Origin of the sequence: Gracilibacillus marinus, from assembly GCF_042651725.1 — a bacterium.
In the GTDB taxonomy this organism is placed as follows: Bacteria; Bacillota; Bacilli; order Bacillales; family Amphibacillaceae; genus Gracilibacillus; species Gracilibacillus marinus.
The window spans coordinates 1,217,707-1,230,277 of record NZ_JBHSDV010000001.1; the positions used below are offsets into that span (position 1 = coordinate 1,217,707).

16 protein-coding genes are annotated in these 12,571 nt (G+C 31.7%); 9 read left to right on the top strand and 7 right to left on the bottom strand.

Translation table 11 applies throughout. From position 1 onward, the window contains the following. Positions 1 to 21: 21 nt before the first annotated feature. Positions 22 to 915, top strand: coding sequence for a polysaccharide deacetylase family protein (locus ACFOZ1_RS05530; protein WP_390196863.1), 894 nt, complete (start codon positions 22 to 24; stop codon positions 913 to 915). A 298-nt stretch (positions 916 to 1,213) separates the two neighbouring features. Here ACFOZ1_RS05530 and ACFOZ1_RS05535 read toward each other — a convergent pair whose 3' ends face one another. Further along, the gene (locus tag ACFOZ1_RS05535) at positions 1,214 to 2,686 is read right to left on the bottom strand and encodes an aminotransferase class I/II-fold pyridoxal phosphate-dependent enzyme (protein ID WP_390196865.1); all 1,473 of its coding nucleotides are present in this window, start codon (positions 2,684 to 2,686) and stop codon (positions 1,214 to 1,216) included. A 161-nt stretch (positions 2,687 to 2,847) separates the two neighbouring features. Here ACFOZ1_RS05535 and ACFOZ1_RS05540 point away from each other — a divergent pair, with 161 nt between their 5' ends. Further along, positions 2,848 to 3,117 (top strand): UPF0223 family protein, encoded by a 270-nt coding sequence (locus ACFOZ1_RS05540; protein ID WP_390196868.1) that lies wholly within the window; start codon positions 2,848 to 2,850, stop codon positions 3,115 to 3,117. A 20-nt stretch (positions 3,118 to 3,137) separates the two neighbouring features. Here ACFOZ1_RS05540 and ACFOZ1_RS05545 read toward each other — a convergent pair whose 3' ends face one another. Further along, positions 3,138 to 3,758, bottom strand: coding sequence for a YktB family protein (locus ACFOZ1_RS05545; protein ID WP_390196871.1), 621 nt, complete (start codon positions 3,756 to 3,758; stop codon positions 3,138 to 3,140). Between the two features lie 137 nt (positions 3,759 to 3,895). On the opposite strand from ACFOZ1_RS05545, the gene ACFOZ1_RS05550 reads away from it, so the two are divergent. After that, positions 3,896 to 4,699: an inositol monophosphatase family protein gene (locus ACFOZ1_RS05550; protein ID WP_390196874.1), complete on the top strand. Its 804-nt coding sequence runs from the start codon at positions 3,896 to 3,898 to the stop codon at positions 4,697 to 4,699. A gap of 26 nt (positions 4,700 to 4,725) precedes the next feature. Here the strand turns inward: ACFOZ1_RS05550 and ACFOZ1_RS05555 are convergent, their stop codons facing one another. Next, entirely contained in the window at positions 4,726 to 4,899 is a 174-nt protein-coding gene (locus ACFOZ1_RS05555) for a DUF5325 family protein (RefSeq protein ID WP_390196877.1), read from the bottom strand. 93 nt (positions 4,900 to 4,992) lie between these two features. Here ACFOZ1_RS05555 and ACFOZ1_RS05560 point away from each other — a divergent pair, with 93 nt between their 5' ends. Beyond that, on the top strand, positions 4,993 to 5,355 hold the full coding sequence (locus tag ACFOZ1_RS05560) for a YlaH-like family protein (RefSeq protein WP_390196880.1): 363 nt from the start codon (positions 4,993 to 4,995) through the stop codon (positions 5,353 to 5,355). Positions 5,356 to 5,374: 19 nt separating this feature from the next. Here the strand turns inward: ACFOZ1_RS05560 and ACFOZ1_RS05565 are convergent, their stop codons facing one another. Further along, positions 5,375 to 5,581, bottom strand: coding sequence for a YlaI family protein (locus ACFOZ1_RS05565; protein WP_390196883.1), 207 nt, complete (start codon positions 5,579 to 5,581; stop codon positions 5,375 to 5,377). A 175-nt stretch (positions 5,582 to 5,756) separates the two neighbouring features. Between ACFOZ1_RS05565 and ACFOZ1_RS05570 the strand changes: the two genes are divergently transcribed. Next, positions 5,757 to 6,008: a hypothetical protein gene (locus ACFOZ1_RS05570; RefSeq protein ID WP_390196885.1), complete on the top strand. Its 252-nt coding sequence runs from the start codon at positions 5,757 to 5,759 to the stop codon at positions 6,006 to 6,008. Positions 6,009 to 6,037: 29 nt separating this feature from the next. Here the strand turns inward: ACFOZ1_RS05570 and ACFOZ1_RS05575 are convergent, their stop codons facing one another. Together ACFOZ1_RS05575 and ACFOZ1_RS05580 are read right to left on the bottom strand one after the other, a co-directional pair. After that, positions 6,038 to 6,631 carry a YhcN/YlaJ family sporulation lipoprotein gene (locus tag ACFOZ1_RS05575; protein WP_390196887.1) on the bottom strand — a complete coding sequence of 198 codons (594 nt, stop codon included), beginning with the start codon at positions 6,629 to 6,631 and terminating at the stop codon, positions 6,038 to 6,040. 109 nt (positions 6,632 to 6,740) lie between these two features. After that, on the bottom strand, positions 6,741 to 7,205 hold the full coding sequence (locus ACFOZ1_RS05580; protein ID WP_390196890.1) for a hypothetical protein: 465 nt from the start codon (positions 7,203 to 7,205) through the stop codon (positions 6,741 to 6,743). A 162-nt stretch (positions 7,206 to 7,367) separates the two neighbouring features. Here ACFOZ1_RS05580 and ACFOZ1_RS05585 point away from each other — a divergent pair, with 162 nt between their 5' ends. Continuing rightward, positions 7,368 to 7,649 (top strand): Fpa/YlaN family protein, encoded by a 282-nt coding sequence (locus ACFOZ1_RS05585; RefSeq protein WP_390196893.1) that lies wholly within the window; start codon positions 7,368 to 7,370, stop codon positions 7,647 to 7,649. 171 nt (positions 7,650 to 7,820) lie between these two features. Further along, positions 7,821 to 9,032, top strand: coding sequence for an FtsW/RodA/SpoVE family cell cycle protein (locus tag ACFOZ1_RS05590; RefSeq protein WP_390196896.1), 1,212 nt, complete (start codon positions 7,821 to 7,823; stop codon positions 9,030 to 9,032). An 86-nt stretch (positions 9,033 to 9,118) separates the two neighbouring features. Here the strand turns inward: ACFOZ1_RS05590 and ACFOZ1_RS05595 are convergent, their stop codons facing one another. Beyond that, a complete protein-coding gene (locus tag ACFOZ1_RS05595) occupies positions 9,119 to 10,006 on the bottom strand; it encodes a COX15/CtaA family protein (protein WP_390196899.1) in 888 nt (295 codons plus the stop codon). A 462-nt stretch (positions 10,007 to 10,468) separates the two neighbouring features. Here ACFOZ1_RS05595 and cyoE point away from each other — a divergent pair, with 462 nt between their 5' ends. Then, positions 10,469 to 11,407, top strand: coding sequence for a heme o synthase (cyoE, locus tag ACFOZ1_RS05600; protein WP_390196902.1), 939 nt, complete (start codon positions 10,469 to 10,471; stop codon positions 11,405 to 11,407). 76 nt (positions 11,408 to 11,483) lie between these two features. Then, positions 11,484 to 12,542, top strand: coding sequence for a cytochrome c oxidase subunit II (gene coxB, locus ACFOZ1_RS05605; protein ID WP_390196904.1), 1,059 nt, complete (start codon positions 11,484 to 11,486; stop codon positions 12,540 to 12,542). Positions 12,543 to 12,571: the final 29 nt, after the last annotated feature.

The following is a 12,571-nucleotide window of genomic DNA, read 5'->3' on the forward strand; positions in this document are numbered from 1 at the left end:
ATTATGGAGGCGATAAAATAAATGAAATGGCATGCACTTATTGTATTAGGCGTGATGTTCTTACTATTAGTTGGCTGTAATAACGATAGTACAGAGGATAAAAGTAAGCAGAAAGAGGAAAACACTACAGCAAATGAAAAAATAGAATCAGATGACTATAAAAATGATTCGGAATCTATTCCTGTAGAAGAAGAAACAGATGTCGATTCAGATGAAGCGATAGAAGACACAGAAGACGTAATTAATGAAGAAAGCAAGCAACAATATCAAATGACTAAGAACTCTGATTTTATCCCTCTAAATGAAACAACAAATAAAAATGTAGTGTTATTAACTATTGATGATGCACCGGATAAATATGCAGTCGAAATGGCAGAAATCTTAAAGAAACTTGATGCAGATGCTATATTTTTTGTGAATGGTCATTTCTTAGAATCAGAAGAAGGTAAAGCTAATTTACGGAAAATTCATGAAATGGGATTTCACATTGGAAACCATACATACAACCATCAACAATTATCTGTTGTAGATGAAGCTACACAACAAAAAGAAATTGTGAAATTAAATGACTTAATTGAAGAGATTATCGGCGAAAAACCGGTATTTTTTAGAGCGCCTCATGGGGATAATACAGATTTCGCTAAAGAATTAGTAAAAAGTGAAGGCATGCTATTAATGAATTGGACATATGGCTATGATTATTTTGAACCATATATGAATAGTGAAAAATTAACAGAAGCGATGATTTCAGGTGAAGCACCAGAGATAGATATTGATTATTCACTGCTTAAACCTGGTGCGAATTTATTAATGCATGACCGTGAATGGACAAAAGATGCGCTTTCAGATATTGTTAGTGGATTAAGAGAAGAGGGATATGAAATTCTAGATCCGAGCACTATTCAAATACCATGAGTATGTATAGAAGGCACTTTATAAAAATGGAGATTGGGACAAAACAATTCTTTCATAATAAAAATCCAAACAATTCGAAAGTTATTTACCGAATCGTTTGGATTTGATACGTACATGCGTTTTAGAAGGATAGTGAGATATCACTCTATTGGTTATCTTGAGCTTTTAAAACCTCTTCGGCTTGTCCGTTTCCCTGTCCGTGTTTTTTTATCCTAAGCTAACTATTTAAGCGAAGATTACTTAAAAAGTGGCTCTTAGGGCAAAACATCCCATAGTATTGAAAACTGTCGTGCTTTTTTTATTTAAATGCATGGTGTTCTTTTAATACTCTAATAGTTTGAAGAGATGTATCATGTAGCCCTTGTACTGGTAAATCTGATTCAATGTTGTCTTGGATATACTCCAAATTCTCAATGGAAATAATCTCACCAGGAATAAAAATTGGGATTCCAGGTGGATATACCATGATAGACTCTGCACTGATTCTTCCGGCTGAATCTCTTAATGGTATTACTTCATACTCTGCGTAAAAAGCATCTCTTGGACTCACAGCTAAAATTGGGATATCTGGAACATGTACGTGAAGGGATTGTTCCTCATTAGTCGTATCATAATGATTAGATAATTCCTCTAATGCATGTAACAAATAATTTATATCTTCTTCACTATCAGCTGGTGTGATGATACAGAGAATATTATACATATCTGATAATTCTACTTCGATTTGGAAGTTATCTCTTAACCATACTTCCGCTTCGTGACCAGTTATACTTAAATTCTTTACTGAAATGATTAACTTTGTAGGATCATAATGAAAAGTTGCTTCACTTCCAAGCATATCTTCACCAGGACAGTAAAGATTGGTAATAGAATTTATATAATTACGTGCTCGATGTGCTTCTTTAATCGTTTTTGTTAGTAATGCATGACCTTGTTCTGCTAAATATTTACGTGCGACATCTAATGATGCTAATAATATGTAAGAGGTAGATGTCGTTGTTAGCATTGACATTACTGCTTGCACACGTTCTGGGTTAATTAATCCTTCTTTTATATTTAATATCGAGCTTTGAGTTAAAGAGCCACCTAATTTGTGTACACTTGTTGCAGCCATATCTGCACCTGCTTGCATTGCGGATAATGGCAAATCATCGTGAAAATGAATGTGTACACCGTGTGCTTCATCTACAAGAACAGGAATATGATATTGATGGGCTATCTCTACAATTTTTACTAAATCTGCTGCAATACCAAAATAGGTAGGATTAATCACAAAGACCCCTTTTGCATCTGGATGTGCATGTAAAGCTTTTTCAACAGCATTTGGAGTGATGCCATGAGAAAATCCTAATTTATGATCTACCTCTGGATGTATAAAAATAGGGATAGCACCTGAGAATATAATCGCAGACGATACTGATTTATGTATATTTCTTGGTACAATAATTTTATCTCCGGGACCACATACACTCATAATCATTGTCATAATCGCGCCACTCGTACCTTGCACAGAAAAATAAGTGTGATCAGCATGGAAGGCTTTTGCTGCTAAATCTTGTGCATGTTTAATCATTTTTTGAGGGTGGTGTAAGTCATCGAGTGGTTCGATATTAATTAAATCAATTGCAAGAGCATTTTCGCCGATAAACTCCTTGAATTCAGGATGCATTCCTTTGCCTTTTTTATGTCCAGGAATGTGAAATTGTTTTGGATTCTTTTGAATATGTTGTAATAATCCACTAAATAGTGGGGTATCATTTTGTGTATACATTAAAAGTACTGCTCCTTCTTGTTCATGATAATTGATTTGAAGTGATATAAAACAAAAGGTATTATAGCAAATTGAAGATAGAATAGCTATATAATTTTTTAAAATAAGTAATTGTGTTACTATTAATTCGTAAAGATATGTAAGGAAATGGAGTCGATAGAATGAATTATAGTTATCCGTTAAATGACAGTTGGTCAACAAATGAAATAATTGATGTTGTGAATTATTATACGTTAATTGAGAAAGCATATACTAATGGAGTATTACAACAAGATATATTGATAGCATACAAACGTTTTAAACAGATTGTCCCATCAAAAAGCGAAGAAAAACAGTTAGATCGTGATTTCGAGAAGCAAACAACATATATACCTTATCGTGTCATACAAAAGGCAAAAACGTTAAATGGAAAAGACAAAATAAAGATGTAGCAAGAGGCTACATCTTTAGATTAAATATTTAATGAAGAAAGGTACACTTGTCTTAATTGAGAAAAAGTTTGTTTTACTTCATCTACAAATGCCTTACCATCTTTTAGCACATCATCATCTTTATCAAAACGTCTACCAATCAATAGCTCGCTTTTCTTCACTGTTTCGAAGCGATCTAATACTCTCTCAAAATCTACATCTTTAAAAATAGTCGCTTCATTCTTCATGTGATCTTGCGAAATATAGTAATCAGCAGGAATAACTTTCTTGATATCCTCTATATCATGTTTAAATTTACTCGCAATTTCTTTTTTGTGTGGTAATTCATAAATATATGCAAGCCAAACGAACACATGATCATGCCACAAGCCTATTTGAAAATGTGGATGCTTTTTGTATCCTCTCTTATTATCACAATAGGCTGACCAAGTGTCATTTGGGGGATTGACAGTTCTGCGTGCATGCTTAGCAATATGAAGATACATGTCTTTATCTAATTCTTTTTCTAGGAATGGAAGAATTTCTTCACTAATTGCTTGGAATTTAGGTTGTATCCTTGTCTGGATTGCCTGCATTCTTTCATCCAAACCGTCTAAGTAAAATGTTTCAAAGTCATCTGATTTAAAGCCACTAAATATCATAGATGTCACCCTTTTATTAATTATTATAATTTTTATATTATATTAATTATAAATAAAATGCAACTGAATAGCTATATTTCATATTTTTTGAAATCTTTGCTAAAATATATTTATCTTATAATTTGGGAGGAAAGAGAATGAATAAATCGACAAGACAAACCATTTTTGAAAATGCCAAGCAATGGGTATTAGAAGCCGGGGAGAACATTAGGGAACGAATGAAAAGCGAATTTCAAGTTGATACAAAATCTAATCCGAATGATTTGGTTACAGAAGTTGATAAAGAGACAGAGAAGTATTTTGCCTCCAAAATAAGAAGTACATATAAAGATCACCTGATTATTGGTGAAGAAGGATATGGCGATAAAGTAGAATCATTAGATGGTACAGTTTGGATTATTGATCCGATAGATGGAACAATGAATTTTGTACACCAGAAACGGAATTTTGCAATATCTATCGGAATTATTCATAATGGTATAGCCGAAATTAGTTTAATTTATAATGTGATGGATGACGTATTATATACTGCCTTAAAAGGTGAAGGAGCATATAGAAATGATACGAAACTGTCGAAATTAAAAGACGATGTACAACTTGCTACATCTATCTTTGCATTAAACAGTATTCTAGCATGTGAAAACAAGAAGGTAAATGAGAAAAAAATTCAACAATTAATCATTGATAGTCGTGGTACACGTGGGTATGGATCAGCGGCATTAGAACTTGCTTATGTAGCAGAAGGTATTATTGATGGATATATTACAATGAACTTAGCGCCGTGGGATTTTGCAGCGGGATATTTATTAATAGAAGAAGTAGGTGGAAAAGTAATCCAAGCAAACGGAGATAGAGTTAATTTCTTAGAAAATAACACAATTATTGCATGTAATCACATGGTTGTTGACGAACTATTAAATAAATATATTGAATTAAAATAAGCGGAAGTATCGATTCCGCTTATTAATCAATGCATTCTTTTTCTTTTTCTTCTCAAACCAATACCCATAATCGCGAATCCTAAAATAATTGTTGCGATAATCATTGTGGTATTTTTCATAGCGATCCCGATACCTGTTGCAGAAAAGGATGCGATAACTAATAGTGCTAATAACAATGGAATAAATTGAATGTTTCTCATATATTCACCTCATGTATTTATATTAACACTAGCATATCATATTCTATTTTAGTATGATAGAATTTATGAAATAGTTACTAGTGGGGGAGAGTCATGCAAAACAATATTATCAAAGTACCGGACAATTTATGGCCTGTAGCGGATTTCTTTATGCGTGGTCTTGGAAATGAAGTAAATATGAATAATAGTGATGAAATGGCGATGTTGATTAAAGGATTTTTTTATTTATATTTAACAATTGTATTATTTGCAATATTGGCATATAAATTTGGATTTGCTAAAAAATTGAGTCCATTAAAATCATTGATTATTTACATACTATTATTTATTGGAATGTTCTTTTTAACATTGATATTTGGCTTGAATTTACCTTTAGCAGAGAGTTTATTCATCATTGCAATTGTAATGGGAATCTATCGAATAAGATTATACAGCGAACGAAAAAACAACGGATAAAGATCCGTTGTTTTTGTTTTTACGATAAAAATTCGTCTTCTATAATTTCTTTTTTATATAATTTAAATCGGCCTGTTTGGTGTCTTTGGATGGTCTTTTCTTTAATGCGATCATGACAAGTGGGACACATATACGTGTGAATTAATCGATTTCTTAATTTTTTTGCTTCTGGGCTATCCGAATTAATTTTATTTATATTGTCACATATTACACATTTAACGCGCATACATTCACCTCATTTTGATTTAGCAATTTATAGTACTTCATCTATATTTTCTGATAAGTAATTTTTAAATTATTCTGTATCTTTATTATCATTGTACCATACTTTTTAGGTTTTAGCTTATTGAGTAAGGGTATACTACTTATAAGAATAAGAAATAGTAGAAAGGAAGGATAGAATGCGTAAGAATAAATTATTAAAAGTTTTAGGTGGAGCAGGTGTTGCGACAGTTTCTTATTTATTGATGGATAAAAGTAGAAGAGATAGATTAATTCAGAAAGCAAAACACTTCACCAACTCTCTTAAACAAAATAATAATATGCCAATTAGAGAAGCAGGACATCCTGAAGAATCAGGAATCGAAAATGCGGACATGGTTTCTGAAGGTTCACAATTTGGAGTAAATTACTACAATAAAGTAAGAGAATAGATTAATCTTAATCACCAAGAGGATCGAGTTTAACGATCCTTTTGGTGATTTGATTGTTCATCAGTTATTTCTTCAAGTTCTTTCTTTTCTTTATCATCTAATATTTGTTTATTCTCATCGATATTTTTCTCTTTGTTCTCGTCGAGAGGAAATTCAGGAATTAATCGTCCTGTAATATTTGCAAGTTCATCTGTTATCGCATCAATTGGATGTCCTTGTTGAATTTTATCTCCCATTCCTTTCAAACGTTCATAAATATCAGGATCAGCCACAACAATTGCATCAGCTCCATGAGGGTCATGTTGCATTGCTTCTAGTACAGAATATTTAATCGATCCAACATGTGAACGGTCTAATTGATCATCAACATCAATACCAACGATTACGCCTCGATTCGTTATTAATGCAGTAGCATTATCTACATTGGGTATAGAGCTAGCTAAGTTAGCTAAATATTGTGCCTTTTCTTCATTATTCAATGGCTTGATTGTGGGATCTTGATTGGAATTACTAATTTGCACAACTTTACTATCCTTCTCTTTTGCAGATTGAGCATGATCCTCTTCTTGTTGACACCCTACTGATAGCATTAATAGTAGAAGAAATATAATAAGTTTATACATAAATAAACCCTCCTTTTGTATATGTATATTTTTCGTCTATTTATGGAAAATATACATATACAATTATGAAGGGTTCATTTTTCTAAATTCGCAATATACATATGGAATACTATTGAAAGTATATCTCTGTTACATTCTTAAATGGCTCGTCTTTATTTCTTCCATCTCCAAAAATGAAATATGCAGGACCATCTGTTTTAATTTGTTTACCATCTATTGCAAAAAGTAATACACTATTTAATACCTCATCAATTGTTACTTCTAAATAGTTTTTTTCTGATTTGATCATTGCAATCTGGGCATCTGAATGTATTTCTGCTGTTTGTAAGAAATCGAAAATAGGCATCACATATGAGTTGGTCAATAATTCATTTTTATTAAATTTCTTAATGCTATTATGTACTTGTGGTTTCACTCGATTGCTATCTTGACCAGAGAATTCTTCGATTACTTCAGTGAATGTATTCTTTTTGTCAAATGCTTCTTCTAATACCATTTTACGATCATCAAAAATCCATACACTAGGATCAAGTGTTATAGGGAATTTTACATTTCCTTTAATTTGTATAATCATTTCTATCACCTCCATATTAGAATAGCAGAAGTTCTAATAAATTGCATTATTAGTAGATAAGAAGAATATAATTATTTCAAATGTAAGTTTTGTATTATCTTGCATTTTTACTATATTCACGATATTATTAATAATAGAAGTTTTTAGACGGAGGGGATTTCTTTGATACCTGATGTGGCTGTAAATAAAGAAGAGCAAGCATATGCCCTTCTAAAAGCAGATGCAGACAAGATTTTACAATTAATAAAAGTTCAAATAGATAATTTAACAATGCCGCAGTGTCCACTTTATGAAGAAGTGTTAGATACGCAAATGTATGGACTATCAAGAGAAATCGATTTTGCTGTAAGACTTAATTTAGTAGAAGAAGCTGACGGTAAGAAATTATTAGAAGATTTAGAAAGACAATTAAATGTGTTACATGAAGCTTCTCAAAAATTATAAGTAATTAAGATAAAACTTTGCCTAATTTGGCAAGGTTTTTATATTCTTCTCAAACATTTACATAATTATTCAGTAGTTTGATAGGATGTAAGACTATTCTATGTTAAAATAAAGCACAAGTATTATTGTTTACTATAATGATTAAAATTGTGTATAACGAGGTATACATATATGAAACAAAAACGAAAAACATTTGATTTTTTATTAATGTTCCCGCCACTTATTTTAGCTGGGTTTGGGGTTGTGATGATTTATAGTGCAAGTATGGTTACTTCCTATTTAGATGGTAATCCGGCATATTATATGATGGTCAAACAATTAATATGGTTAGGATTAGGACTTGTTGGTTTTCTTTTTGCATGTTTCTTTAATTATAAGTTTTATCAAAAACTAACGAAATTTATCATACTCTTTCTAATTCTTTCGCTTGTTGGAGTAATGTTATTTGGTAAAACAATTAATAATTCTCAATCATGGATTATAATTGGACCTTTCTCTGTACAGCCTTCTGAATTCGTAAAAATCGGTCTCGTTATGTATTTAGCAGCAGTTTATACGAATAAACAAGAGTATATTGATGATTTTTTTAAGGCAGTATTACCACCACTTGTTGTTACTGTAATTTTACTAGGCTTAATTGTTCAACAACCAGATATTGGTACAGCGGGGATTGTTTTCTCTATTGCATGTGTAGTAATTTTTAGTTCTGGTATCAAATTTAGACATTTATCATTTTTAATTGTAATCGGCTTAACTGTATTAATTATGTTGAGTTTTTATATGGTAACAGATGAGAAGATATCACGTTTTACAGGTGCTTACTCGCCATTTCAAGACCCAGATGTGAGTGGATATCACTTGATTCAATCATATATTGCTATTGCTACAGGTGGATTAAGTGGTATGGGTATTGGACAAGGCATTCAAAAGCTAGGCTATCTTACTCAAGCAGAAAGTGACTTTATTATGGCAGTAGTAGCAGAAGAATTAGGTATAATAGGTGTTGTCTTTGTTATTGGTTGTATTGCAATTATTGTACTAAGAGGGTTTTTTATCGCGATGAAATGTGAGAACAAGTTCGGTAGTTTATTAGCGATAGGTATCTCCGCAATGTTCGGTATTCAAACTACGATTAATTTAGGTGCGATAAGTGGATTGTTGCCAATCACAGGTGTACCATTACCATTTGTTAGTTATGGAGGAACATCTTTACTTGTTTCTTTGTTCTCTGTTGGTGTATTAAATAATATTGCAAGACATGTAAATTACCAAAGAACATACCGTGAATTAGAAACTACTACATCTGAAGCTGATGATACAAACCAGAATAAGAAAAAATTCAAAGTATATAATAATAAAAGAATATACAAAGTGAATCAATAAAAATTTTAGTTAAAAAGGTTCTTTCTTACAGAAAAGTAAGAAAGAACCTTTTTTGATTATGTAGTATTTCTCTTATTAGAAAAATCTCATTTTATACTCCGGTAGGATAATAATAAGAAGTAACATAATAAGCCGAAATATAATGTAATGACTAATGCATGAAGTAGTGCGATGATTAAATTGAGTTTTGTAAAAATGATGAGTGCACCTAAAATTACTTGTATTGTAATAAAGAGTGTTTGGATGCCCCAACCTGTTATCATTACTTTTTTAGATGGATAATCTTTTCGGATTTTAAAGAATAGTATCCATGTCCATATAAAAGCTAATCCTGCTAATAATCGGTGTCCCATTTGTACCCATTGTCCAAGATTATTGTCGAGTGTAAAAGGTGCTGCATTCACACAAAATGGCCAATTTGGACAAGCAAGACTCGAATCAATATGTCTGACAAGTGCTCCTGAATAAACTACTACCATAATATAGATAGTTAAATAGATAAATTGTTTGCGATAGAATCTAGAAATAATTAATGATTCTGCATCAAAACGTTGATCAATTTCAAATATTAAGATAGTAAGTAATAGTACAGCTGCGAATGAGATTAAAGATATACCGAAGTGCAATGCAAGAATGAAATCTGATTGTGACCATAAAACAGCGGCAGCTCCGATTAACCCTTGCAAAACTAAGAAAAAAATAGAAATAAATGCAAGGAACTTGGTTTCTCTAATATGTCCGATTAATTTCCAGGAAAGTATAGATAATAAAAGAACGGTAATTCCAGCTAGTCCAGAGACAATACGATGACTTAACTCAATAAACATCTCCATGGACCATTCCCCATAACAAAATGGCCAGTTTGCTCCACACCCCATACCAGATTCAGTTTTTGTAACTAAAGCACCACCAACTAATACAAAAATCATTAACAGTGTGGAAGCGACTGCTAATATCTTTAACGCTTTAAACATTGTTCCACCTCATTCATGTTTCTAAACAAAATGTAATTGTCCGCCACACCTAAAATTTGAGAGAAGGTCAGGAATGGCGGACATGAATACAAGCTTTTGATTAGTGGGGAGTAGAACCTCACACAAATCAAAAGCTTTACTATATTAAGTTTTACTATCTAAGTTAAATATATAGATAAAATTAAATTCTGTATACAAATATATATAAAAGTCTTGCCAAACTTTCATATATTATGCTAGAAATAAATAGTACAAATGTTTCAATTAATTCTAATTTATTATAACAAAAAAGTAGACAATTATCGATCATTTTTTGAAAAAAAATAATTGTTCACAAAAATGTCACAATTATAAAACATTCCTTAAGTAAAATAGCGAACACATCAAATACATGTTACAATAGCATTGCTAATAGTTAAAACAACTTATCCGTTTACAAAACATAGAAAGGGGGTATCTACGTTGAGTAAAGTAGAGTTACAGTCAAATGAACAAATGATATCATATATAAAAAAGAGCTATTTATATAGTTGGGCTGATCTGAAGCAACTATTAAAAATTGGCATCATCAATTCAAATACAATGACCGCATTTGCTGGTTTTTGGTTAGCATTATACTTTACTAGTACTTCTTTCTATGCAAATTGGCATATGTTATTAGTGTGTGTATTCGGAACTGCCTTCATTATTGCTGGTGGATGCGTTCTCAATAATTATTATGATAGAGATATTGACAAAGTAATGAATCGAACGAAAAAACGTCCAACAGTGACAGGTACAATGAAGTTAGGTGATATACTTCTTATTGGAATCTCTTTAACGATTGTTGGTTTATCTATTTTACTATTAGCATCCCCTCAAACTGCGATTATTGGTTTTGTTGGGTGGTTCAGTTATGTCGTTTTGTATACAATGTGGACAAAACGTAAATACACTATTAATACTGCAGTTGGTAGCTTATCTGGAGCAATTCCACCTTTAATTGGATGGTCGTGTATTGATCCAAACTTACATCCATTCGCATTGCTATTGTTCTTACTTATTTTTATTTGGCAAACGCCTCATTTCTTAGCGATTGCAATGAAAAAGGTAAATGAATATAAAATAGCAAATATACCAATGCTTCCTGTAGTGTATGGATTTAAAATGACGAAAAGACAAATGCTTGTATACATAATATGTTTACTTCCAATTCCATTCTTTATGAATGATTTAGGAACTGTATTTGTAGTAATTGCATCTATATTGAATGTAGTTTGGTTAATGTTAGCATTAAAAGGGTTCAAAGTTGGGAATAATGATAAGAAATGGGCAAATCAGATGTTTCTATATTCGTTACTTTATTTAACCGTTATTTTCATACTTATGATTACAATAAGTTTTCCAACTGCATTATTTTAATTGTTAAGTAGAACTTGATATTTCAAGTTTTTCTAAATATTTTATTAGTTTAACTATAGAAAGAGAGGTATAACGAATGAAAGAATGGATGGGAAAAATCCGTACATTGTCCTTATTTTCCTTAATGGTGTTACTTCTTTCCGCATGTGGTAAAGAAAATTTAACAACATTTATACCCAAGGGTTATGGGGCAGAAGAATCTTTAAAAGTCATTACAATTAGTACTATAGTAATGGCAGTAGTTTTTATTGTCGTTATGGTAATTTTCATTTATGTAGTTTGGAAATTCCGTCAAAAGAAAGGCGAGGAAAATGTCATTCCAAAGCAAGTGGAAGGGAACAAGACACTTGAAATTGTGTGGACAGTTATTCCAATTCTATTACTGATTATTATTGCAGTGCCGACTATATTGGTTACATATGATTTAGCTGATCAATCAGAAATAGATGATAGCATTACTATTAATGTAACAGGAAAGCAATTCTGGTGGCATTTTGAATATGCAAATGAAGAAATTCAAACAAGTCAAGATTTATACATTCCTGTTGGTGAAAAAGTATATTTAAAAATGCTATCTAGTGATGTAGTCCATTCATTCTGGGTACCTGCGTTATCAGGTAAAATGGATGTAAACCCAGATAATGAAAATACGATGTATATCCAAGCACACGAAGAAGGAGTATATTGGGGTAAATGTGCAGAGTTTTGTGGTGATTCGCACTCATTAATGGATTTTAAAATTATTGCTGTAAGCAAAGAAGAATATGCACAATGGGTTGAAGATTTACAAAATGTGAACAAAGATGTTCAACCTGAAACAACTACTGCACAAGAAGGTCAAGCAATATTTGAACAAAGTTGTATTGGATGTCACGCGATTGATAATACACCTTCAGCAGGACCGAATTTATCAAACTTTGGGGATCGAACAACAATTGCTGGTGTACTTGAACACAATGAAGAGGAATTAGTTGAATGGATTATGGACCCAAATTCTAAAAAACCAGGCAATGGTATGTTAGGTGCGCCATATTTACAAAATAAAGGTGAAATCACACAGGATGATGCAGAGAAGATTGCGGAGTATTTGATGCAATTGAAGCCATCTGAGATTACACCAAATAGTGCGCAATAATTTGTATTTAAGATATGAAAAAAAGGAGG

Excerpts from the sequence above, each read along its gene's own strand:
- ACFOZ1_RS05530 (WP_390196863.1), top strand. The coding sequence starts at position 22 with ATGAAATGGCATGCACTTATTGTATTAGGCGTGATGTTCTTACTATTA.
- ACFOZ1_RS05535 (WP_390196865.1), bottom strand. The coding sequence starts at position 2,686 with ATGTATACACAAAATGATACCCCACTATTTAGTGGATTATTACAACAT.
- ACFOZ1_RS05540 (WP_390196868.1), top strand. The coding sequence starts at position 2,848 with ATGAATTATAGTTATCCGTTAAATGACAGTTGGTCAACAAATGAAATA.
- ACFOZ1_RS05545 (WP_390196871.1), bottom strand. The coding sequence starts at position 3,758 with ATGATATTTAGTGGCTTTAAATCAGATGACTTTGAAACATTTTACTTA.
- ACFOZ1_RS05550 (WP_390196874.1), top strand. The coding sequence starts at position 3,896 with ATGAATAAATCGACAAGACAAACCATTTTTGAAAATGCCAAGCAATGG.
- ACFOZ1_RS05555 (WP_390196877.1), bottom strand. The coding sequence starts at position 4,899 with ATGAGAAACATTCAATTTATTCCATTGTTATTAGCACTATTAGTTATC.
- ACFOZ1_RS05560 (WP_390196880.1), top strand. The coding sequence starts at position 4,993 with ATGCAAAACAATATTATCAAAGTACCGGACAATTTATGGCCTGTAGCG.
- ACFOZ1_RS05565 (WP_390196883.1), bottom strand. The coding sequence starts at position 5,581 with ATGCGCGTTAAATGTGTAATATGTGACAATATAAATAAAATTAATTCG.
- ACFOZ1_RS05570 (WP_390196885.1), top strand. The coding sequence starts at position 5,757 with ATGCGTAAGAATAAATTATTAAAAGTTTTAGGTGGAGCAGGTGTTGCG.
- ACFOZ1_RS05575 (WP_390196887.1), bottom strand. The coding sequence starts at position 6,631 with ATGTATAAACTTATTATATTTCTTCTACTATTAATGCTATCAGTAGGG.
- ACFOZ1_RS05580 (WP_390196890.1), bottom strand. The coding sequence starts at position 7,205 with ATGATTATACAAATTAAAGGAAATGTAAAATTCCCTATAACACTTGAT.
- ACFOZ1_RS05590 (WP_390196896.1), top strand. The coding sequence starts at position 7,821 with ATGAAACAAAAACGAAAAACATTTGATTTTTTATTAATGTTCCCGCCA.
- ACFOZ1_RS05595 (WP_390196899.1), bottom strand. The coding sequence starts at position 10,006 with ATGTTTAAAGCGTTAAAGATATTAGCAGTCGCTTCCACACTGTTAATG.
- coxB (WP_390196904.1), top strand. The coding sequence starts at position 11,484 with ATGAAAGAATGGATGGGAAAAATCCGTACATTGTCCTTATTTTCCTTA.